Origin of the sequence: Nocardiopsis sp. FR4 (assembly GCF_009830945.1) — a bacterium.
Lineage (GTDB): Bacteria > Actinomycetota > Actinomycetes > Streptosporangiales > Streptosporangiaceae > Nocardiopsis.
In genome coordinates this window covers 1-21,488 of sequence record NZ_VWVV01000030.1, presented here as the reverse complement: position 1 = coordinate 21,488, position 21,488 = coordinate 1, and the positions used below count along the sequence as shown (strand labels likewise).

Below are 21,488 nucleotides of genomic sequence, written 5' to 3'. Positions count from 1 at the left end.
GCCCCCGGTCAGCCCGACCCGAAGGCGGAGTCGAAGGAGGCCTCCGGCGGGTCGTAGGCCCGGGACCGGACGAACTCCACCGCCTCGGCCGCCCCGACCAGCCGGTCCATCCCGGCGTCCTCCCACTCCACCGAGATCGGACCCGTGTAGCCGATCGCGTTCAGCGTGCGGAAACAGTCCTCCCAGGGCACGTCGCCGTGTCCGGTCGAGACGAAGTCCCAGCCCCGGCGCGGGTCGCCCCAGGGCAGGTGGGAGCCCAGCCGCCCGTTGCGGCCGTTGCCCACCCGCTTGCGGGTGTCCTTGCAGTCCACGTGGTAGATCCGGTCCCGGAAGTCCCACAGGAACCCGACCGGGTCGATGTCCTGCCACACCATGTGGCTGGGGTCCCAGTTCAGGCCGAACGCGGGCCGGTGGCCGACCGCCTCCAGCGCCCGCTGGGTCGACCAGTAGTCGTAGGCGATCTCGGAGGGGTGCACCTCGTGCGCGAAGCGCACGCCCACCTCGTCGAACACGTCCAGGACCGGGTTCCAGCGGTCGGCGAAGTCCCGGTACCCGGCCTCGATGACCTCCTCTCCCACCGGCGGGAACATCGCCACGTACTTCCAGACCGCCGAGCCCGTGAAGCCGACCACGGTGGACACGCCCAGCCGCGCGGCGGCGCGCGCGGTGGTGCGCATCTCCTCGGCGGCCCTGCGCCGCACCCCCTCGGGCTCGCCGTCGCCCCACACCCGCGCGGGCAGGATGTCCCGGTGGCGGTGGTCGATCGGGTCGTCGCACACGGCCTGTCCGAGCAGGTGGTTGGAGATCGCCCACACGCCGAGCCCGTGGCGCCTGAGCACCTCCAGCCGGTCGTGCACGTAGTCGTCGTCCTCGGCGGCGCGGACGACGTCGAGGTGGTCGCCCCAGCAGGCGATCTCCAGGCCGTCGTAGCCCCAGGAGGAGGCCAGGGAGCACACCTCCTCGAAGGGCAGGTCGGCCCACTGTCCGGTGAAGAGGGTCACGGGTCGCGGCATGTCGGTGTCTTCCTCTTTCGATGCGGGTGTGCGCCGAGCCCGGGGCTCCGGGCTCAGTGGTCGTGTCCGTCCCCGGCGTCCCCCTCCCCGCCGCCGGGGCGCGGGGCCGTCCCTCCGGCGGCGGGCAGGTCCAGGTCGACGCGGCCGTGGCCGGTGTCCGCGCTGACCATGTCGAGGTGGGCGGCTGCCACCGACCAGGACCGCACCGCCTGGTCGCGCAGGTCCATCGCGATGTGCAGGACGTCCATGCGCAGGTCCTGGTCCTCCACCAGCGCGGCCCCGGAGTAGGCCTGGACCGCCATCGACAGCAGCTCGACGGAGGAGACCAGCCCCGCGTGGGCGAGATCGTGGGCCTCGGTGCCCTCGGGCGGCTCGCCCAGGTGTGCCGCGGCCGACTGCACACCGGTGCGCCAGGAGTGGACGGTGGAGGCGTCGGTCATGTCCAGGGGCGGGTGGGAGCCGTCCGTGGGCAGGAACTCCTCCATCTCCAGCAGCACGGGCACCAGTCCCGCACGGGCCGCGCTGGCGTGCGGGACGAGCTCGCCGACCCGGTCGGCGTCGGGCTGGTAGACGAGGGTTTCGGCGGCCGGGATCCCGGCTCCGTCCGCCGAGGGGTTCCCGCCGCCGTGGAGGGCGACGGAGGCGGCGACGACGGCACCGGCCACCGCGAGCGAGACCCCCGTGAGCCACCAGGTCGCGGCTGTGGCCGCCACCGGGTCGGGGTCCCGCGGCTCCCGGCCTGGGGAGGGCGGGCGGCCGGAGGAGGGCAGGCGGCCGAAACGGGACGACGGGCCCCGGGGCCCGGGCCGTTCCGTGCCGGCGGACGGGGGCCCGCCGGGGGAGCGGTCCCCGCCGGGAGGCTGTGACTGTGACGGGGACCCGGACCGGGACCTGGAGCCCGGAGTGGACTGTTCGGACATGGTGACGTCTCCTTCGCGGAGGGAGCCGCCCTACTGCAGCATGCGCTTTCCGGTGGGCGCGGCACCGAGCGGGGGGTGGGGACTCGGCCCTCCCGTTCCCGGACGGCCGCCGACCGTGGTGCGGACACGGCGGCGGACGGGCCGGCCGGGGCGCGGACGCGCGCGTGGGCGCACCGCTCCGGACGGTCACCGGCCGACACGAGGGGGAGCCTCGGCGCGCGTGCGGTCACGGGGACCCCTCCCGTCGGGTCAGGGAACGAAGGAAGGCCAGGCCGTCGACGGCGATCGCGTCCTGGCTCGCCGCCAACGGTCGCCAGACGGAGGCCGCCGTGGCGATGCTGGCATTGTCCGCCGTGAACGACTCGATCACCAGGGGCCCCCGGTACCCCGATTCGTCCAGGGCGCCGAGGATCCCGCTCCAGTCCAGGTGGTCGGCGCCGGGGGTGCCCCGGTCGTTCGCGCACACCTGCACGTGTCCGATGCGACCGGCGGCCCTCCGGACGGCCGCCGCCACGTCCCGCTCCTCGATGTTCATGTGGTACAGGTCCAGGGCCAGGGCGCACTGCCCGTCCGGCAGGGCGTCGATCAGCTCCAGCCCCTGGTCCACCGTGTTGAGCACGCTGGTCTCGTACCGGTTGAGCGGCTCCACCGCGAGCAGGACCCCCGCCTCCGAGGCGTACCCGGTCACGGGGGCCAGCGCCTCGGCCAGTTCGGCGACCATTCCCGCCCGCTCTCCGGGGGAGGTGCGCCACGTGCGGCCGACCGAGGCGTAGGCCGGGCCCGCGGCGACGGGGGAGCCGACCGCCGCCGCGGTGTCCGCGACCCCTCTGAGGTAGTCCTGTGTGGCCGAACGGGTGGCCGCGTCGGTGGCGACCAGCTCCCGGCCCGGCTTCATGACCAGCACGACGCCGGCCGCCAGGCCCAGACCGTCCAGCAGGTTCCGGGCGCGCCGGGGGTCCCAGTCGCCGACCTCCTCCACGGGCAGCTCGATCAGGTCGAATCCCCACGCGGCCACGCGGGGAGCGATCCGCTCCAGGGCGGCGTCGGTCAGCGGCGACGTCCACACCCACGTGTTGACCCCCAGCGTGCGCACCTACCGCTCCGTCCAGGCCTCGGGGTAGCCCGGCAGGTCCTCGCCGCCGAACTTCGCGTAGTGCAGGGCGGGCATGTCCGCGTTGCGCTCCAGGTACTCGTCCAGCTCGTCCTCGCGGACGGGCTCCTGGGGCAGGACCCACTCCGCGGGGACCTCCTCACCGGCCAGGATCATGCCCGCGGCCAGCACCGGGGTCCGCCACTGGAAGTTGGAGTAGACCGGCGCGACGGCGGTGAGGCCCTCCTCCTTCCACATGCGCATGAAGCTCAGCTCGTCCTCGCCCGAGATCACCGGGTAGGGCTGCCCGGCGTCCTCGAAGGCCTCCAAGGCGGCCACGGCACCGTCCCCGGCGTCCATCCAGACGCCGTCGACCTCGCCGCGCTGGAGGTGCTGGGAGACCAGGTCCTTGATCCGGGCGCCGTCGCCCTCGGTGAACTCGTAGCCGAGCACCTCCAGCTCGCTGTCGCCGAAGACCTCCTGGGCCGCCGCCCAGCGGTGTTCGAGCACGTCCACGCCGGGCAGGATGCGCAGCGCCAGCACCGTCGACCCGGGCTCCAGCTCCTCCACGAGGAACTCGGCCGCGTCCGCGCCGAAGGCGTAGCCGCCGATCGGGTGGATGAACGTGACCATGCAGTCGGTGTTGACACCGCGGTCGAAGACGATCACCGGGACGCCGCTCTCACAGGCGGTCTCCACGGCCGGGGTCAGCGTGGCGGTGGTGGAGGGCGAGATGATGATGGCGTCGCAGTCCCCGGAGTCCACGAAGGCCTGGATGTCGGAGATCTGCTGGTTGTCGTCGTCGGCGGCGTCGGAGACCCGGAACTCCCCGATCCTGCCCTCCTCCTGGAGCGCCTCCACCTGCTGTTCCATCGTGATGAAGCCGGTGACGCGCCAGGGGTTGGACACCGAGGCGTTGGAGAAGCACACCGTGGCGTCCCCGGGGGAGTCGTGGACGAAGGCGGAGGTGTCGGTCCACTCGGGGTTGATCGCCTGCATCCAGGGTTCGTCCTCGGGCCCCTCCGGGGTGGCCTCGCGCTGGGCGAGCTGGGCCTCGAACTCCTCCCGGTCGAACCACTCCGCGTCCGGGGTCAGGCCGGCCGCGCCGCCCCCGCCCTCCGGGGAGTCGTCGGGCGCGTCGGTGGTACACGCGGTGAGCATCAGGGTCAGGCCGGCGGCGCCGGCGAACAGCACGCGGGGGACGCGCATGGTTACCTCCTGGAAGTACCGAGCTCCGGCTCGGCGGGATGGTCCGGTCGCCGTCGCGGGCGCTCCGGCAGTCGAAGGCCGCCCCGGCGGGCCGCATAGGCCACCGCGGCGATGATGATGAGCCCCTGCACCGACGGCTGGATGGTCGAGGGCAGGTAGAGCTGGTTGAACAGGGTGAACAGCGCCTCCACGGTCAGGGCGCCCAGGACCGCGGCCAGCACCGTGCCGCGGCCGCCGCCCAGCACGACCCCGCCCAGCACCACGGCGGTGATCGCGGTGAACTCCAGCCCCTCCCCGACCTGCGCGGTGACCCCGGCGAACCCGCCGATGAGGACGGCGGCGACGGTGGCCAGCAGGGAGGAGCCGACGAAGGCCAGGGTGCGCACCCGCCACACCCGCACGCCCGAGAAGGCCGCGGCGAGGTCGTTGTCGCCCGTGGCCACCAGCGTGCGGCCCCACGGGGAGCGCATGAGGAGCACGGCAGCCACCGCCAGCACCAGCGCGACGACCAGGGCCCAGGGGATCTGGCCGAGGAGGGGTACACCCTCGATCCCGCCGCGGCCGGGGACCCGGAAGGACTCCGACAGGGCGCCCGTGGGCGCGCCGCCGGTCCAGTAGCGCACGGCGCCGAACAGGATCAGCATCGTGCCGAGCGTGGTGATGATCGACGGGACCCGCAGCAGCGTGGTCACCAGGCCGTTGACCAGGCCCACCACCAGGCCGAAGGCCAGCATCAGGCCGATCACCGGCAGGGTGTTGGACTCCTCGCCGTCGATGAGCCGCGCCGCGACCACCACCTGCGCGCCCACCAGGGAGCCCACCGACAGGTCGAACTCGCCGGAGACGATCACCAGGTACTGGCCGATCGCCAGGATCACCAGCGGCGCGGCCTTCTTGGCGAAGGCCATCAGCGGCGGGCCCTCGAAGAACGACGGGTTCTGGGTGGCGATGACGACGAACACCAGGGCCAGCAGCAGGGCGACGGTGGCGGTGCCGCCCCGGCCCGCGGCGGCGAGCGCGGACCACGGGGAGCGCGCGGGCGGGTCTTGGGGGGCGCGCGTGCCGGGGGAGGGGGTCGGGGTCATCGGGAGCCTCCGAGGGGCTGCGCGGGGGCGGCGGGGCCGGTGCCGGAATCCGGCCCGGGGGCGGGCGGCGGCGCCCCGCCGGGGGGGAAGCGCACCCGGACGGCCGCCCGGGAGTGCTGGCCGCGGGCGTAGACGGCCACGGCGGCGATCACGATGACGCCGCGCAGCACGTCCTTGACGAACGGGTCGACCCCCAGCACGTTGAACACCGTGTCGAGCGTGGCGAGGATGAACACCCCCGCCAGGGTTCCGGCCACGCCGCCGCGCCCGCCGAGCAGGTAGGTGCCGCCCAGGACCACGGCCGCGATGGCCTCCAGCTCGTAGCCGTTGCCGTAGACGGTGGCGCTGCCGGTGCCGAAGCGCGCGGCCAGCAGCAGACCGGCGGTTCCAGCCGCCACCGAGCACAGCACGTGCGCGGTGACCGTGGGCACCCCGGCGCGGATGCCCGAGAGCCGGGCCACCTCGGCGTCGCCGCCGACGGCGTACATGTGGTAGCCCATCCGGGTGCGCCGCAGGAACACCACCGCCGCCACCGCGGCGCCCAGCATCACCAGCGTGGACACCGGCAGCACGCCGATCCGCGTGTAGCCCAGGGCCTGGAAGGCGGCCGGGACCGATCCGGCCGGACCCTGGAAGTTCGTGTCCAGGTACCCCTTGATGACCAGCCCCGTGCCCAGGGTGGCGATGAACGGGTTGACCCGCAGACCGGTGACCACCAGGCCGTTGACCAGCCCGATCAGTCCGGCCAGGCCGAGCGCCGCGCCCACGCCCAGCAGTATGCGGGACGGGTCGCCCGCCATGGTGGTGGCCGCGACCACCGTGGACAGGGCGGCGACGTAGCCCACCGACAGGTCCAGGGAGCGGCACAGGATGACCAGCGTCTGGCCGATGGCCAGGAACCCCAGCAGGCTGCTGCGGGTGAACAGGTCGACCGTGGTGGCGGTGGTGAACAGGCTGCCGCCCCGCGCGGCCACCAGGGCCGCGCCGAGCGCGAGCAGCACCGCCAGGGCCAGGTAGACCAGGCCGGTGGTGCCCGGCCTCGGGACCGGTCCGCGGGGGAGGAGGGAGGGAAGGCGGGTCACGGGGCGGCCTCCTCGTGCCGTGACGGGTGCGGGGGCGGTCCGTCGGAGGGGGAGGCGGCCGGGTGCGTGCGCGGGTCCACGGCCTCCGGTGCGGGCCCCCCGTGCGGGGAGCCGGTGGCCATCGCCATGACGGCCTCCTCGCTGGCGCCGCCGGGGAGCTCGCCCGCCACCCGCCCGTCCCGCAGCACGAGCAGCCGGTCCGCCATCCCGATCAGCTCGGGCAGCTCCGAGGAGATGAGCACGACGGCCACCCCGGCCGCGGCCAGCTCCCGCACCAACCGGTAGACGGCCTGCCGGGCGCCCACGTCGATGCCGCGCGTGGGCTCGTCGAGCACCATCACCCCGGGTTCGGCGGCCAGCCACTTGGCCAGCACCACCTTCTGCTGGTTGCCGCCGGACAGGTAGCGCACCTCCTGGTCGTGGCCGCCGCGCGCGACCAGCTCCACCGAGGACAGGATGCCGGGCAGCCGCCGCGCCCGGCGGGCCGAACCGAAGGGCCAGACCGCGTCCAGGACCAGGCGTCCGTTGGCCGCCACCGACTGGTGCAGCGCCAGCCCCCGCGCCTTGCGGTCCTCGGTGACCAGGGCCAGCCCGGCGCGCACGGCCCGCAGCGGCGAGCGCGGATCGATCCGGCGCCCGTCCACGCGCACCTCGCCCCGGGTGAAGCGCTCCACCCCGAACAGCGCGTGCGCCACCTCGGTGCGCCCGCTGCCCTGGAGCCCGGCCATGCCCAGGATCTCGCCGCCGCGCACCTCGAAGCCGATCCCGTCCAGCTGGGCGTTGCCGCCCCCGGAGACCGACAGCCGTACCCGGCCCACGTGCTCCCCGTGCGGCTCCAGGGGTTCGGGGAAGACCGCCGAGACCGGACGGCCCACCATCCGGCGGACCAGTTCGGCGGGGGTGATCTCCCCGGCGGGGACCGTGGTGACCCGGTGTCCGTCCTTGAGCACGGTGATCGTGTCGGCCAGGTCGAAGATCTCCCGCATCCGGTGCGACACGTACAGCACCGCCACCCCGCGCTCGCGCAGGCGGCCGATGATCCGGTAGAGCGCCTCCACCTCGTGGTCGGCCAGCGCGGCGGTGGGTTCGTCCATGGAGATGACGCGCGCCTCCAACGAGAGCGCCCGGACGATCTCCACCACCTGCTGCTGGGCCACCGACAGCGAGCGCACCCGGGCCCCGGGGGCGATCCCCTCCAGGTCCAGTCCGGCGAGCAGCTCACCGGTGGCCCGCTCCATGGCGCGGCCGTCCACCAGCCCGCGGCGGCGGATCTCGCGGCCCAGGAAGACGTTCTCGGCGACGGTGCGCTCGGGCAGGAGGTTGAACTCCTGGAACACCGTGGCCACGCCCGCGCGCTGGGCCTGCACCGGGTGCTCGAAGGCGACCGGCTCCCCGTCGAGTTCGACGGTGCCGCCGTCCGGGCGGTGCACCCCGGCCAGCACCTTCATCAGCGTGGACTTGCCCGCGCCGTTCTCACCGACCAGGGCGTGCAGCCGTCCGGGGTACAGGTCCAGGTCCACGCCGTGCAGGACGCGCACGCCCAGGAAGGACTTGGTGATGCCGCGCATCCGGAGCAGGGGCGCGCCGCTCACGTCGCAGCCACCTCGACCCAGCGGCGCTCGCGCGCCGAGGTCAGCACGGCCTCGGCCAGGACCGCGGCGCGCAGGCCGTCGGCGAACACCGGCAGGCCCTCGGGCGCACTTCCGGCTATCGCGGCTCCGGTGTCGGCCACCAGCGCGTTGAAGCAGTCCTGGTAGCCCTGCGGGTGCCCCACGGGGACGGTGGCCAGACGCGCGGCGTCGGCGCTCAGGGCCGGGTCGTCGCGGGAGATCACGGTCGAGCGCCCCCGGCCGCCCGCCCACAGGGTCTCGGGGCGCTCCTGGTCGAAGACCAGCGACCCCTCGGTGCCCGTAACCTCCAGCACCAGCTGGTTCTTGCGTCCGGGCGAGACCTGGCTGACGACCGCGTTGCCGATCATCCCGCCCGCCGTGGCGAACTGGAGGGAGACCAGGTCCTCGGTGGCCACCGGGCGCCCGGCCCGGGTGTCGTTGGTCCGCGCGGTCAGGGCGCTCACCGCGCTGATGCGGTCGCCGGTGACGAACTCCAGCATGTCGCACCAGTGCGAGCCGATGTCGCCGAAGGCGCGACTGGGGCCGCCGAGCGCGGGGTCGACCCGCCAGTTGTCCTCCTCGGGGCGGAGGAGCCAGTCCTGGAGGTAGCCCCCGTGGGCCAGGGTGAGGCGGCCCAGGGAGCCGGCGGCGACCAGGGCGCGCGCCTCGCGGGCCATCGGGTGGAAGCGGTAGGCGAAGGGGACCACGGCGATCCGGTCGGCCTCGCGAGCGGCGTCGACCATCTCGCGGGCGGTCGCGGCGTCGGTGGCCAGGGGCTTCTCGCACACCACGTGTTTGCCGGCGGCCAGGGCGGCCAGGCTCAGCGGCGCGTGCAGGTGGTTGGGGACGCACACGTGGACCACGTCCACGTCGTCGCTGCCCAGGAGTTCCAGGGCGTCGGCGTGGGCCCGGCCGGCCCGGTGGGCGGCGCGGAACCGCTCGGCCTTGTCGGGCGAGGAGCCCGCCACCCCGACCACCTCGCCTCCGGCGGCGCGGACGGCGTGGGCGTGGACCCGGCCCATGAAGCCGGTGCCGATCACCGCGGCGCGGTAGGCGTGCGGGGCGGAGTGCTCGGCGTCCGCCACCTCGCCCAGACTTGTGACCTTGCTCACTGACATGCCCGGAACGGTACGCCGGACTTCTGTCGACAGTCAAGCATAAGTTGTTAGATCTGGACACATTAGACGGTTGTCCACCGATCAATAGGTCCTGTGCTTCACTGTTCGCATGACGGAAGACGCGCTGACTCGTGCGGAGGGACCCGGCTTGACCGTCGCTCCGACCACCCCGCCGGGTGCGGGAACCCTGCTCCGACTCCTGCGGGACGGCAGGCCGCGCACCCGCTCGGAACTGGCCTCGGTCACGGGGCTGGCCCGCTCCACCGTCACACAGCGCGTGGACGCCCTGTTGGCCAGCGGGCTCATCGGACCGGCGGGCGAGGCCGTCTCCACCGGGGGCAGGCCGCCCACGACCTTCTGCTTCCGGCCCGACGCCCGCGTCGTGCTGGGCGCCGACCTGGGCGCCACCCACGCCCGGCTCGCCCTCACCGACATGTCGGGGAGCGTGCTCGCCGAGGAGCGCGCCGACCTGGAGATCGCGCTGGGGCCCGAGGCCGTCCTGGACTGGGTGGCGGACCGGGGCCGGGGCCTGCTCGCGGGCGCGGGGCGGGGCGCGGACGAGCTGCTCGGCCTGGGCATCGGCCTGCCGGGGCCGGTCCAGCACTCCACCGGGCGCGCGGTCAACCCGCCGATCATGCCCGGCTGGGACGACTACGACGTTCCCGGCTACGTGCACAGCCGACTGGACGTGCCGGTGCTGGTGGACAACGACGTCAACATCATGGCGGTCGGGGAGCACCACACCGCCTGGCCGGAGGCCAGCCACCTGATGTTCGTCAAGGTGGCCACCGGCATCGGCTGCGGCATCGTCAGCGAGGGCCGCGTCTACCGGGGGGCGCAGGGCGCGGCCGGGGACATGGGCCACATCCACGTCCCCAGCGGGGCCGACCGGCCGTGCCGCTGCGGCAACACCGGCTGCCTGGAGGCGGTGGCCAGCGGCGCCGCCCTGGCCGAGGTGCTCACCGCCCAGGGGGTGCCCGCCCGCGGGGCGCGCGACGTGGTGGAGCTGTCCCGCAACGGGTCGGTGCCCGCGCTGCGCGCGCTGCGCCAGGCGGGCCGCGGCATCGGCGAGGTGCTCGCCGCGTCGGTCAACATGTTCAACCCGTCGGTCATCGTCATCGGCGGGGCGCTCGCCCTGGCCGGGGACCACCTGATCGCCGGGGTGCGCGAGGTCATCTACCAGCGGTCGCTGCCGCTGGCCACCGAGCACCTGAGCATCGCCTCGTCGGTGGCGGGCGAGCGCGCGGGTGTGATCGGCGCGGCCGTCATGGTGATCGAGCACTGCCTGAGCCCCGAGCACGTGGACGCCCTGGTCAGCCGGGCCTGAGCCGCGCCGTCACCTCCCCGGCCGCGTTCTGGTTCTCTTGCCCGGGGACACCAGGGGAAACCGCGACGGGTGTTCCTTCGGTGCCGTATGGCTCCACGAGCTTGCGGACCGGGGAACCGGATTAATTGTTCCTCTTCTTTCCTGGTTTCAGTTGTTTCCTTCCTCGCGCTTGATCATCTCCAGAGCCCGGACAAGCTTGCCCTGCATCCACTCGGGAACGGTCTCGAACGGCCGGGGGAAGTACTCGAGGTCCTCATAGTACGTTCGCGGATCGACTTCGAAAGCGAACTGTGGCTCACTCTCGTAGTCGAAGTCAACGGAGAAGCTCCCTGGCCTTGTGATCTTATAATCAGCGATGTACCAGGTTCCCTTTTCGTCCTCGTGCATCTCTTTGCGGAGTTCATAGAAGAGAGTCGAGGCCTTAAGTGGTATGTCGCCTCTCCTGGTTTCTCCGTTTTTGGTCGTGATGATGGTCCTGGTCGTCGACGTGGTGGAGAGGCAGGAATACCTCACGATGATCTCCTGCCAATCGTCTCCCGCCTCGTCGAGTATCAGGATACCGATCCTCTGGAGGATTTCATTCTGTCGTTCCGGAGAAATCGTCATGAAGGATGGCTCGTCTCTTGGTTTCTGGTTTCGGAGGCCACGCTCGACGCCTGCTCGGAGCCGCCGAGACCAGCGTACGGGTTCGCTTGTTCGTCATAGACATCGTATTCGCCTATCCCCATGAGCAGAGCAGCGCCGAGTGCCGTAGCGGCGACGCGTTCGGCGTAGGAACGTGCGGACGCGGAACCCCGTTTCACATCCGGTTGGTTGTGGTAGGTGATGGGTTCCTGAGGCTCTCCGTCGATCCAGTACTTGACCTTGATGGCCGTTGGGACCTCGCCTCTGTCACCGTAATCCGCCTCGAAGTCGACCCTGACTGCTTGTCCGGCGTCGAGGGCCGCTCTCCACTCTCTTTCGAGAGCGAAGAAGTTGGTCTCAGGTGTGCCACCGGTGACCTGCTGGTTGAGTTCCCGCAGTTGCGCGTACAGGTTGAGTCTGTGGCCACTGCCGCCGAAGCCGGTGCCGATGAAGTGGCCTCCGTCCCAGTCGGTCTTGTGGTACTCCTCGTCACCCTTGTAGACCCTGTTGCCCTTGCGGCCCTCCTGGCCCTGGTCGTCCGCGCGGTAGATCTCGTTCTTCTCCTCCAGGCTCAGTCCGCCGTTCTCCGCATCGGACTTGATCCTCTGGAGCTCTCCGTGGGCATGGGCGGTCCTGCTGTGGCTGTCGGTCTCGTAGAAGTACTTCTTGCCCTTGTTCTCCAGGACGTCGACCGCGTAGGTGACATTCGGCCGCGGCTTTCTCAGCTCGGGGTTGCGGTCGCCCTTCTCACCCGCGTGCGTGTCGATGTAGCTGACCTTGCCCTCACCATCGGTGTAGAACTTCCCCCGTCCGGGGAGTTCGTACATCCAGTTGGCTTTGAGGCCGCCCTTGGGGGCGAAGACCGAGTTGGGGCCGGGATAGCCGGGGCCGTTCCTGCTCGCCCGGGCGCCGGGCTCGATCGTGGTGCGGTTCTCCTCCGGCACGACCGGCGGCCGGTAGCGATCGTCCAGGCTGTCGTTGTTCCAGGGGTCGGAGCTCTCTCCGTTTCCGCTGCCGTCCGAGGAGTTTCCGTTGCCGGAGTCCCCGTTGCCGGAGCGCCGCGCGGGTCCGTCGGTGTCGGCATCCCGGTCCCCGGTCGGAGGATCGGCGTCGTCGTGGCGGCCCGGGCGCTCGGGAAGCTCACCGGTGACCCTGGTGCGCTCCGCGGTCGTGTCCTGGCGGGGCCTGTCGGAGACCTCCGTGGGCCTCTGGTTGCCGTTCTCGCCGCTGACGGGGTCGGTGCCGGGTGAGTCGTCGGCTCTGTTGTGGACTCTGGGGGAGTCGTCACGCATCTCGGGGCCGCGGTCGCGGGAACCGGTGTCGCGATGGGTGTCCGGTGTGTCGGGGAAGCGGTCGCCGCCGATGTCGGTCAGGTCGAGGCGGGAGGGCGAGGAGGAGGACGGAACGTCCCGGGCGGCGGTCAGGGTGTCGGGGTTTCCGCCGCCGACGTGGGCGGGCACCCTGTCCCCTTCGGGGCCGTCCCTGAGCGGGCCCATCTCCCAGGCCGGGTAGTCCGAGGCCAGGGCGCGGCCCTCGGCGAAGACGGAGTCCAGGGAGGGGTCCAGCCCCGCTTCCTCGGCCTGGCGGGAGCCGCTGGACTCCGAGCCCCGGGAACCGCCTTCGGCCAGGACGTCGCGCTCGGTCCGCTGGAGCTCCGCCACGTCGGCGGGGCCGAGCTGGGACAGCAGGTCCTCGGTGTCCTTGAGCTGTTGGGCGGTGGGGTCCGTGCCCGCCTTCCTGGAGACGTTCTCCTTCTCCTTGTCCCGGTTCGGCGAGGACACACGCGGGGCCTGCTCACCGGAGGTGTTCTGCGTCCTGGGGTTGTCCCCGCCGGTGGAGGTCGAGGACTCACCGGTGCTGGCGAGCAGCCAGTTCAGCGCGGAGTTGGCGTCGGTGAGCTGGGCCGAGAGCGCACCGCTGCCGCTGAACCGGCTGGTGTCGATGTTGATGACGGGCGAGCCCTGGCCGCCGAAGGCGGGGAAGTTCTGGGGCACGTCCACGTCGATCCCCGAACCGCCGCCGGAGCCGCCTCGGCCTCCGCCCATGCTGTCCAGCATGGCCATGCCGCGCCAGGCCATCAGCGGCACGCCGACCACGGCGCCCACGCCGGTGGCGGTCAGCAGGGCGCCGCCCACGGTGGCGCCGATGTTGAGCAGGGCGGTGCCGATCACGTAGCCGGGCCGGTCGCCCCACTCCTCCCAGGGCACCACCGCGTGCGCGGCGTCCTTCCAGGCCGATCCGACGCTGTCCCAGCCCGCCCAGCCGTAGCTGTCGGACTCGGCGTCGTACATGCCCACCATGCTCAGCGCGGACTGGACGTTGCCCTCGTGGTACTCCCACAGGGCGTCACCCCACGAGGCCTGGAACCAGCCCTCGGAGCTGTGCATGCCCAGCATCGCGCCGGTGCCCTCGACCGCGTCGACGCCGAAGTCCCACACCGCCGACCCGACGTCGACCACCCAGTTCGCGTCCATCTCGGCCCCGCCCAGCTCCCACTCGGTGGCCAGGTCCGACAGGTCCTGCTCGTAGCCGTGGTAGAACACGCCGGGATCGAGTGCGCCGTCGCCCTTGGGCGCCGCCTCGAACCTGGTGCGGTCGGGAACGAACTTGTTGACCCCGTTGGCGCAGACGCGCTCGGCCTCCTCGTACTCCTCGATGAGGTTCTGGCCCCGTTCGATGAGGCGGTCGTTCTCCTCGACGTTGGCGCTGTCGCCGAAGCCGAACCACCCGTCTCCCTTGCGCCAGTCCTCGCCCTCGGCGTCGATGCGGGCCCGGAACTCGTAGGCCTCCGCGCGCAGGGTGGACCAGCGGGACTTGATCGAGCGCAGGTCGGCGGCGAAGGTCTCCAGGGCGGTCGCGGCCTGGCCCATCCCGGTCGAGACGTCGTCGCCGTTGCTGGCCACGGGGGCCAGGACGGTGTACAGCTCGGCTGCCTCGGGGGCCTTGTAGCAGTTGGTGAGGCCGCTCCAGGAGCCGTTGATGTCGTTGCCGGTGTCGGCCACCGACTCACCCGCGGTGCGCAGGTCGGCGGCCAGACCCTCGATGTAGTCGGGGGAGGCGTTGGGGACGGGGAAGGTGGAGGGGCTGACCTTCCCCTCGCTGTTGGTGAGCATCTCCACTTGCTGGAAGGTGCTCAGGGGACCGGAGGAGGGCGGGTGGCCGGCAGGGGGCATGGGGGTTCCTTGGCGGGGGAGGGCCGGGGGTCAGACGAGCGTGTTGGGGCCGCCGCTCGACGGCGGGGGCGGCGGAGGGGGAACGACGTCGGCGTTGCGCTGGGCCTCCAGCGCCATCTCCTCGTTGCCCTCGACGTAGGCGGTGGTGGCCTCGCTGGTCTGCGTCACGGCGTTGCCGGTCAGGGAGAGCATGTCGCCCATGACACCGAAGTAGTGCTCGGCGAACTCCCCCAGGGCGACGCGGATGGGGGTGCTGTTGACGTGGTCGCTGAGCGCGGTGACGCGGTCCTCGATGGTCTGCATGTCACCGAACAGCCCGTCGGAGCCGCCCTCCTCACCGATGTGGGAGTAGGTGTTGGTCAGCACGGCGCCGACCTCCGAGGGCTGGATGTTCCAGGCGGTCACGGTGTCCTCCGGTCGGTGCGGGATCGGAAGGCGCCCGGGCGGAAGTGCTCCGGCTCCTCGGGCGTGCTGGGTTCGGCCCGGTCGGCTTCCACCGTGTGGAGCATCTGGTTCAGGGCCGAGCGGACTCGGGTGAGGTCGGTGCGGGCGCGCAGGTGCATGTACTCGGAGGCGCGCCGGAGCCTGAGGGCGGAGGGCGGTACCGGTTCCCGCGCGGGCGGATCGTCCGGTACGGGCTGGGCGGGGGCCGCCGGCTCGTCGGGCCCGGGTTCCACGATGTCGAACTTCACGACCGTCCTTCTCCTCGCGCCGCCAGGAGGACTCCGCTCCGCACGGAACCCGCTTCCTCACTCCCGGTGTTCGATGCGCAAGGTGTCCCGATGGTTCCATTCCGTCAGGGTTCGTACGCTATCGGGCCCTGGTGACGGTCAGCGGGGAGTATCCGGGGAGGGCGCCACGAAGGCGCTGTTCGGGGCTGGCGGTGTGATGTGCGCTACACGGACTCGGGGCGGGTCCAGCGGTAGTTGCGCATGGGGCGGCCGCTGTGGGGGCAGGCGCCCCCACCGGCGGGCACGAACTCCCGTCCGGTCCGGCGAAGCACCCTTCTGGTCATCTCCGCGTTGGCGGCCACATAGATCCGTGGATGGAATTCCCAGAAGTCGCCGAAGCACTCCGTTCTGGCGGCTTTTGCGGTGATTGGTGGATCTCCGGGGCACGCGGAAGGGGGCGGAGCCGTCCGGCTCCGCCCCCTCGGGGCACCGGGGTCAGGGGCGCCCCGGTCCATCGGCGCCCTGGGTCATCCAGCGTGCTGGTCGCCCGGGGACTGCCCGCCGCGCCTGGCCCGCTCCGCCTCGGCGTCCATCTCCTGGGCGCGGACCTGGTTCCTGCGGTACTCGTCCTGCGAGACCTCGGGCAGGACGCCCTCCGAGCGGAGGACGGGCTCCTCACCCTGCACGCGCCGGTCGGCGTCCACGGGTTCGGTCTCGTCCACGGGCATCGGCTCGGTCTGCCCCACGGGACGCACGGTCGCCTCTGACCCGGCGGACGTGTACCCCCCGGGAGGCGCCGCGCGGCGGCTCAGGGTGGAGGCGCGCCCCACACTCCGCAGGAGGGTGATGATCGCGATCCCCGTGACCAGGTTGATCACCGCCGTGGCCACCTGGCTCGACACGTCGGCCGCCTCGGTGAACGGGGCCACGGTGGCGATCGCGGTGGCCAGTCCCAGGATCCAGCCGAAGAACTTGGTCGCGCGCGGAGCGCTGACCAGCAGCAGGTGCAGCAGCCCGGTGGCCACCAGTGCCGCCGCGGCGGCCATCAGGGCGTAGGCGACCGTGCCCACGTCGCCCAGGTTTCCCGCGTCCTCCGGCGCCAGCACCGGAACCCCGAACACCCCGCGGAAGACCAGGGTGCCCGCGAAGATCACCAGCGCAGCGACCACCGCGGTGGCCAGCCCCCCGGACCAGAGCCGTGTGGTGTTGACGGGTCGTTCGCTTCCTATCTCGGTCATGCCAGTACCCCCAGATACTGCGTCACTGCCGCTACTACCCCGCATCCGCCCGTGTACTACGGGTCGCTGGGGAAACCCGTGTGTGCGCAGGTCAGCCCGCACGCCCTACTACGCCGTGGATTCGGCTCAGCGGCGGACGCGACTCACACCCCGGAGCAGCCGCCCCGGTGACGTGCACGTGGAACACTGGAAACATGTCTGACTTCGCGCACGCCCGCGTCGACCTGGACGCGATCTCCGCCAACGCGCGGCTGCTCCGTGAGCACGCCGGCGGCACACCGCTGATGGGGGTGGTCAAGGCCGACGGGTACGGGCACGGCATGCTCCCCGCCGCGCGCGCCCTGATCGCGGGCGGCGCGACCTGGCTGGGCACCGCCTTCGTGAAGGAGGCCCTGGAACTGCGCCGGGCCGGGATCACCCTCCCCGTCCTGGCCTGGATCCTGCCTCCCGGCGAGCCGGTGGGAGCGGCCGTCGAGGCCGGGATCGACCTCGGGGTGAGCGACATCGCGGTCCTGGACGCGGTGGCCGCCGAGGCCGCGCGCCTGGGCCGTACCGCCCGCGTGCAGCTCAAGGCCGACACCGGCCTCAACCGCGGCGGGGTGGGCCCGGCCGACTGGGGCCCGCTGGTGGAGGCCGCGGCCCGCGCCGAGGAGGGGGGATCGGTGCGGGTCGCCGGGGTCTGGTCGCACTTCGCCTGCGCCGACGAGCCCGGCCACCCCTCGATCGGGCTCCAGCTCGACCGGTTCCACGAGGCGCTGGAGGCCGCCGACAAGGTCGGCCTGACCCCCGAGGTCCGGCACATCGCCAACTCCGCCGCGCTGCTCACCCTCCCCGAGGCCCGCTTCGACCTCGTGCGCGGCGGCATCGCCAGCTACGGCCTGTGCCCCATTCCGGACTTCCCGGTTCCGGGACTGCGGCCCGCGATGACGCTGCGCTCCCGGATCGCCCTGACCAAACGCGTCCCGGCGGGCAGCGGCGTCTCCTACGGCCACCGCTACACCACCGACCGGGAGACCACCCTGGCCCTGGTGCCGCTGGGCTACGCCGACGGCGTCCCCCGCGCCGCCACCAACAAGGCTCCGGTCCTGGTCGGCGGGCGCGTCCGCACCATCGCGGGAACAGTCTGCATGGACCAGTTCGTTGTGGATGTGGGTGACGACCCCGTGGCGGCCGGGGACTACGCGGTGCTCTTCGGCGACCCGGGCGAGCACCCGGACACGCCGACCGCCGAGGACTGGGCGCGGATCCTGGACACCATCCCGTACGAGATCGTCACGCGGGTGGGCCCGAGGGTCCCGCGCACCTACGTCGGCGCCCTGGCCTGAACGACCCGTTCGGGCTGACCGGCCCGTACCTTCCGTACGTTCCGCAACGGCTGTGACCGGTCCCCGCGTTCCGGTCACGGCCCACTCCCGCCCCGCCTAATCTGGGGACGGGAACCGTTCCGGTACGCCCGACGCCATGCCCCGTTCACCCATCAGACACGAGCAGCGAGCCCGATGACAGACGTGACAGCAACCACTCCAGGCGCGTCCACCGTCGGTGCGGTCACCGCCGCCACCGACGACGCCATGCGCGCCCTCGGCCGCGACCTCGCCGCCCTCTCCCGCCCCGGTGACCTGCTGATCCTGTCCGGGCCGCTCGGCGCGGGCAAGACCACCCTCACCCAGGGTCTGGCCGAGGGGCTGGGCGTGCGCGGACCGGTCACCTCACCGACCTTCGTCATCTCCCGCATCCACCCCTCCCTGACCGGCGGTCCCGCCCTGGTGCACGTGGACGCCTACCGGCTGGGCGGCGCGGACGAGATCGACGACATCGACCTGGACATGACCCTCCCCGACTCCGTCACCGTGGTCGAGTGGGGCGAGGGCGTGGCCGAGGGGCTCTCCGACGAGCGGCTGGAGATCCGCATCGAACGGCACCCCGACGACACCCGCACGGTCCACCTGCGGGGCGTCGGTGCCCGCTGGACCGGCACCGACCTGCCCGGCACCGGTGCCGGGCGCGGACAGAGGCGATAACCCCGTGCTCCTCCTGGCCTTCGACACCGCCACCCCGGCGGTCACCGCCGCCATCGGCGAGAGCGACCCCGACGGCTCCTTCACGCTGCGCGCCAGCGCCGGCTCCGTGGACGCCCGGCGCCACGGCGAGCTGCTCAGCCCCACCATCGCGCGGCTCACCGGGGAGGCCGGGGTCGCCCTGGCCGACCTCGACCGCATCGCCGTCGGCATCGGCCCCGGCCCCTACACCGGGCTGCGGGTCGGACTGGCCACCGCCCACGCCCTGGCCGACGCCCTGGGCGTGCCCTGCCACGGGGTCACCACCCTGGACGCCCTGGCCTTCGCCACCCGGCGCACCGAGCCCTTCCTCGCGATGACCGACGCCCGCCGCAAGGAGGTGTTCTGGGCGCGCTACGAGGACCACCTCACCCGCACGGGCGAGGTGGCCGTCGACCGGCCCGCCGAGGTGGACACCGCTGACCTGCCGCTGGTGGGCGACGGCGCCCGCATGTACGCCGACGTGTTCGGGACCGGCGGGGCCCCCGTGGAGCCGCTGCACCCCGACGCCGCCGCCATGGCCGAGCTGGCCCTGCTGCGTCTGCACCGGGGCGAGAAGCTGCCCGAACCCCACCCGCTGTACCTGCGCCGCCCGGACGCCGTGGAGCCCGGTGCCCCGAAGAAGGTGCGCCAGTGGGTGAAGTGACCAGGGCGACCGGTGCCACGGGGGTACGCCTGCGCCCGATGACCGCGGACGACGTTCCGGCCGTCATGGACCTGGAGCGCACGCTGTTCCCGCTCGACGCCTGGAGCGAGGGCATGCTCCGCGACGAGCTCGCCGAAACCACCCGCCACTACGTGGTGGCCGAGTCCGGGGACGCGGTCGTGGGCTACGCCGGGCTGCGGTTCGTGCCGCCGGAGGGTGACGTGCAGACCATGGCCGTGGCCGAACAGGTCTGGGGCCGGGGCGTGGGCTCCGCGCTGCTCACCGAACTGCTCGACCAGGCCGGGCGGCGCGGCGTCACCCACATGTTCCTTGAGGTGCGCTCGGACAACCCGCGCGCCCAGAGGCTCTACGAACGGTTCGGCTTCGTGCAGATCGGCGTGCGGCGCGGCTACTACAACGGGGCGGACGCGCTCGTGATGCGGCGTGTCGCCGGGGAGGGAAACCATGAGTGACCTGCCGCTGGTCATGGGGATCGAGACGTCCTGTGACGAGACCGGCGTGGCCCTGGTGCGCGGCTGCGAGCTGCTGGGCGACTCCGTCGCCTCCAGCGTCGACCAGCACGTGCGCTTCGGCGGCGTGGTGCCCGAGGTGGCCAGCCGCGCGCACCTGGAGGCGATGACCCCCACGGTGCACCGCGCGCTGGACCAGGCCGGGGTCGCGCTGGCGGACGTGGACGCCGTCGCGGTGACCGCCGGACCGGGCCTGGCGGGCGCCCTGCTCGTGGGCGTGTCCGCGGCCAAGGCGTACGCGATGGCGCTGGGCAAGCCGCTGTACGGGGTCAACCACCTGGTCGGCCACGTGGCCGTGGACCAGCTGGAGCACGGGCCGCTGCCCAAGCCCGCGATCGCCCTGCTGGTCTCGGGCGGGCACACCTCGCTGCTGCTGGTCAACGACCTGGCCACCGACGTGGTCTCGCTCGGCGACACCGTGGACGACGCCGCCGGGGAGGCCTACGACAAGGTGGCCCGGCTGCTGGACCTGCCCTACCCGGGCGGTCCGCCCATCGACAGGGCCGCGCAGAAGGGCGACCCGCGCAGCATCCGCTTCCCGCGCGGCAAGTGGGGCGACGGCACCTACGACTTCTCGTTCTCCGGCCTGAAGACGGCTGTGGCCCGTCACGTGGAGGACGCCGACCGCCGGGGCGAGCCCCTGGTGGTGGCCGACATCGCCGCGGCCTTCCAGGAGTCGGTGGTGGACGTGCTCACCCGCAAGGCCGTGGACGCCTGCGTGGAGCACGGTGTGGGCACCCTGGTCATCAGCGGCGGTGTGGCGGCCAACTCCGCGCTGCGCGCCCTGGCCGAGGAGCGCTGCCGGGAGGCGGGCGTGGAGCTGCGCGTGCCGCGCCCGCGCCTGTGCACCGACAACGGCGCGATGATCGCCGCCCTGGGCGCGGAGGTGGTGGCCGCCGGGCTCCCCGCGTCCTCGTTGGACCTGGCCACGGACACCTCGCTGCCGGTGGGGTCCCCGCTAGCGGTGTAGCCGGACGGGACCGTGCACGCGGGGGTGGGAAGCGACCGCTTCCCACCCCCGCGTGGTCTCGGAGCCCGCTGTCAGTCGAAGAGTTCCTCGGGGCTGTTCACCTTGGCGGCCTTCTGGGCCCAGGCCCTCAGGGTGTCGAGGTCGTCGCAGGATCCGATGCGCTGACGGACGGTGTCAGAGACCTCGAATCCCCGGGCCCCGAGAAAGAGGACCAAGCCCTGGGCGAGGCCTTCCGCCCGGCCCTCCCCGCGGCCGATGCCGACGTACTTACGGGCGAAGTCGCTCTGCCACCCGTAGGTTCCCACGGACATCAGGTCCTCCGGTGTTTCCGGGTGGTGCTCGGGCGGCGCTTCCGCGACGTACGTGATTCTGTACAATGAACCTGTTCTTACGTTACTACGCTGGAAGGACACGGGGATGAAGACGATGAGCTACTCGGAGTCCCGTGCCAACTACGCGGCCACGCTCGACTCCGTCGTGAACGACCGCGAAGAGGTGGTGATCACCAGAGCCGGGCATGAGCCGGTGGTCATGATGGCGCTGTCGGAGTACGAGACCCTCAAGGAGACCGCCTACCTCCTGCGCAGCCCCGAGAACGCGCGTCGCCTGGTCACCGCCATCGAGGAACTGGAGTCCGACCAGGGAATCGAGCGGGGGCTGGCTGAATGAAGCTGGTCTGGGCGCAGAGCGCCTGGGAGGACTACGTCTGGTGGCAGGGCCAGGACCGGACGATCCTCAAACGGACCAACACCCTGATCGAGGACATCGATCGCAACGGAAACGACGGTATGGGCAAGCCCGAGCCGTTGCGCCACGGCTTCCAGGGTTACTGGTCCCGCCGCATCACGGGCGAACACCGGCTCGTGTACAAGATCAGCGGTGATGAGATCCGGGTCGCCGCCTGCCGTTACCACTACGGCAAGTAGCTCGCGATGACGCGGCCCCGTCCCGGGAGGGAAGGGGCCACGTCACGTAGGTGGCGGAGGGTTCTTCAGGCCTCAGTGTGTGAAGAGGTAGGGGCGCAGGCCCCGGGGGACGGCGGACGGGTCCACGTCGAACTCGGCCCAGACGTTGGTGCCCAGGTCCGCCCAGGGGGCGAGCGGGTGGTGGCCCCAGGCGCGGGAG

22 protein-coding genes and 1 pseudogene are annotated in these 21,488 nt (G+C 72.4%); 8 read left to right on the top strand and 15 right to left on the bottom strand.

The window, feature by feature from the left end:
* Positions 1-8: 8 nt before the first annotated feature.
* The 8 genes from FYW95_RS22955 to FYW95_RS22920 form a co-directional block, all read right to left on the bottom strand.
* Positions 9-1,013 carry a sugar phosphate isomerase/epimerase family protein gene (locus FYW95_RS22955; protein WP_159943966.1) on the bottom strand — a complete coding sequence of 335 codons (1,005 nt, stop codon included), beginning with the start codon at positions 1,011-1,013 and terminating at the stop codon, positions 9-11.
* A gap of 53 nt (positions 1,014-1,066) precedes the next feature.
* On the bottom strand, positions 1,067-1,726 hold the full coding sequence (locus FYW95_RS22950; RefSeq protein WP_160050804.1) for a hypothetical protein: 660 nt from the start codon (positions 1,724-1,726) through the stop codon (positions 1,067-1,069).
* Between the two features lie 433 nt (positions 1,727-2,159).
* Positions 2,160-3,026, bottom strand: a complete 867-nt coding sequence (locus FYW95_RS22945) for a sugar phosphate isomerase/epimerase family protein (protein WP_160050803.1) — start codon at positions 3,024-3,026, stop codon at positions 2,160-2,162.
* Positions 3,027-4,232, bottom strand: coding sequence for a substrate-binding domain-containing protein (locus tag FYW95_RS22940; protein ID WP_159943963.1), 1,206 nt, complete (start codon positions 4,230-4,232; stop codon positions 3,027-3,029).
* Positions 4,233-4,234: 2 nt separating this feature from the next.
* The gene (locus FYW95_RS22935; protein ID WP_159943962.1) at positions 4,235-5,317 is read right to left on the bottom strand and encodes an ABC transporter permease; all 1,083 of its coding nucleotides are present in this window, start codon (positions 5,315-5,317) and stop codon (positions 4,235-4,237) included.
* The gene (locus FYW95_RS22930; protein ID WP_159943961.1) at positions 5,314-6,399 is read right to left on the bottom strand and encodes an ABC transporter permease; all 1,086 of its coding nucleotides are present in this window, start codon (positions 6,397-6,399) and stop codon (positions 5,314-5,316) included. Before FYW95_RS22930 ends, FYW95_RS22935 begins: the two co-directional genes overlap by 4 nt.
* A complete protein-coding gene (locus FYW95_RS22925; protein ID WP_160050802.1) occupies positions 6,396-7,991 on the bottom strand; it encodes a sugar ABC transporter ATP-binding protein in 1,596 nt (531 codons plus the stop codon). Before FYW95_RS22925 ends, FYW95_RS22930 begins: the two co-directional genes overlap by 4 nt.
* Positions 7,988-9,121 carry a Gfo/Idh/MocA family protein gene (locus FYW95_RS22920; protein ID WP_159944042.1) on the bottom strand — a complete coding sequence of 378 codons (1,134 nt, stop codon included), beginning with the start codon at positions 9,119-9,121 and terminating at the stop codon, positions 7,988-7,990. The genes FYW95_RS22925 and FYW95_RS22920 overlap by 4 nt, the downstream gene beginning before the upstream one ends.
* 115 nt (positions 9,122-9,236) lie before the next feature.
* Between FYW95_RS22920 and FYW95_RS22915 the strand changes: the two genes are divergently transcribed.
* Entirely contained in the window at positions 9,237-10,454 is a 1,218-nt protein-coding gene (locus FYW95_RS22915; RefSeq protein WP_160050801.1) for an ROK family transcriptional regulator, read from the top strand.
* A 147-nt stretch (positions 10,455-10,601) separates the two neighbouring features.
* On the opposite strand, the gene FYW95_RS22910 is transcribed toward FYW95_RS22915, so the two are convergent.
* The 5 genes from FYW95_RS22910 to FYW95_RS22890 all read right to left on the bottom strand — a co-directional run bounded on the left by FYW95_RS22910 (position 10,602) and on the right by FYW95_RS22890 (position 16,160).
* Positions 10,602-11,060 carry an immunity protein YezG family protein gene (locus tag FYW95_RS22910; RefSeq protein ID WP_160050800.1) on the bottom strand — a complete coding sequence of 153 codons (459 nt, stop codon included), beginning with the start codon at positions 11,058-11,060 and terminating at the stop codon, positions 10,602-10,604.
* Positions 11,057-14,251, bottom strand: coding sequence for a DNA/RNA non-specific endonuclease (locus FYW95_RS22905; protein ID WP_160050799.1), 3,195 nt, complete (start codon positions 14,249-14,251; stop codon positions 11,057-11,059). The genes FYW95_RS22910 and FYW95_RS22905 overlap by 4 nt, the downstream gene beginning before the upstream one ends.
* Before the next feature lie 30 nt (positions 14,252-14,281).
* Positions 14,282-14,656 (bottom strand): DUF6507 family protein, encoded by a 375-nt coding sequence (locus FYW95_RS22900; protein WP_159943957.1) that lies wholly within the window; start codon positions 14,654-14,656, stop codon positions 14,282-14,284.
* Entirely contained in the window at positions 14,653-14,943 is a 291-nt protein-coding gene (locus FYW95_RS22895) for a hypothetical protein (protein WP_159943956.1), read from the bottom strand. The genes FYW95_RS22900 and FYW95_RS22895 overlap by 4 nt, the downstream gene beginning before the upstream one ends.
* A gap of 506 nt (positions 14,944-15,449) precedes the next feature.
* Positions 15,450-16,160: a DUF6069 family protein gene (locus FYW95_RS22890; RefSeq protein WP_159943955.1), complete on the bottom strand. Its 711-nt coding sequence runs from the start codon at positions 16,158-16,160 to the stop codon at positions 15,450-15,452.
* Positions 16,161-16,354: 194 nt separating this feature from the next.
* Between FYW95_RS22890 and alr the strand changes: the two genes are divergently transcribed.
* The 5 genes from alr (at position 16,355) to tsaD (ending at position 20,363) form a co-directional block, all read left to right on the top strand.
* A complete protein-coding gene (gene alr / locus FYW95_RS22885) occupies positions 16,355-17,485 on the top strand; it encodes an alanine racemase (RefSeq protein ID WP_159943954.1) in 1,131 nt (376 codons plus the stop codon).
* A gap of 174 nt (positions 17,486-17,659) precedes the next feature.
* Positions 17,660-18,181, top strand: coding sequence for a tRNA (adenosine(37)-N6)-threonylcarbamoyltransferase complex ATPase subunit type 1 TsaE (gene tsaE, locus FYW95_RS22880; protein WP_159943953.1), 522 nt, complete (start codon positions 17,660-17,662; stop codon positions 18,179-18,181).
* 4 nt (positions 18,182-18,185) lie between these two features.
* Positions 18,186-18,863 carry a tRNA (adenosine(37)-N6)-threonylcarbamoyltransferase complex dimerization subunit type 1 TsaB gene (tsaB, locus tag FYW95_RS22875; protein WP_159943952.1) on the top strand — a complete coding sequence of 226 codons (678 nt, stop codon included), beginning with the start codon at positions 18,186-18,188 and terminating at the stop codon, positions 18,861-18,863.
* A 38-nt stretch (positions 18,864-18,901) separates the two neighbouring features.
* Positions 18,902-19,336 (top strand): ribosomal protein S18-alanine N-acetyltransferase, encoded by a 435-nt coding sequence (gene rimI, locus FYW95_RS22870; RefSeq protein ID WP_201294998.1) that lies wholly within the window; start codon positions 18,902-18,904, stop codon positions 19,334-19,336.
* A complete protein-coding gene (tsaD, locus tag FYW95_RS22865; protein ID WP_159943951.1) occupies positions 19,329-20,363 on the top strand; it encodes a tRNA (adenosine(37)-N6)-threonylcarbamoyltransferase complex transferase subunit TsaD in 1,035 nt (344 codons plus the stop codon). The genes rimI and tsaD overlap by 8 nt, the downstream gene beginning before the upstream one ends.
* A gap of 71 nt (positions 20,364-20,434) precedes the next feature.
* On the opposite strand, the gene FYW95_RS22860 is transcribed toward tsaD, so the two are convergent.
* Positions 20,435-20,674, bottom strand: a complete 240-nt coding sequence (locus tag FYW95_RS22860) for a hypothetical protein (protein WP_159943950.1) — start codon at positions 20,672-20,674, stop codon at positions 20,435-20,437.
* 106 nt (positions 20,675-20,780) lie between these two features.
* Here FYW95_RS22860 and FYW95_RS22855 point away from each other — a divergent pair, with 106 nt between their 5' ends.
* Both FYW95_RS22855 and FYW95_RS22850 read left to right on the top strand, forming a co-directional pair.
* Positions 20,781-21,032, top strand: coding sequence for a type II toxin-antitoxin system Phd/YefM family antitoxin (locus FYW95_RS22855; protein WP_159943949.1), 252 nt, complete (start codon positions 20,781-20,783; stop codon positions 21,030-21,032).
* Positions 21,029-21,289, top strand: coding sequence for a Txe/YoeB family addiction module toxin (locus FYW95_RS22850; protein WP_159943948.1), 261 nt, complete (start codon positions 21,029-21,031; stop codon positions 21,287-21,289). Before FYW95_RS22855 ends, FYW95_RS22850 begins: the two co-directional genes overlap by 4 nt.
* Before the next feature lie 72 nt (positions 21,290-21,361).
* On the opposite strand, the pseudogene FYW95_RS22845 reads toward FYW95_RS22850, so the two are convergent.
* Positions 21,362-21,488 (bottom strand): annotated as a pseudogene (locus tag FYW95_RS22845) (ATP-binding protein); the annotation flags it as partial.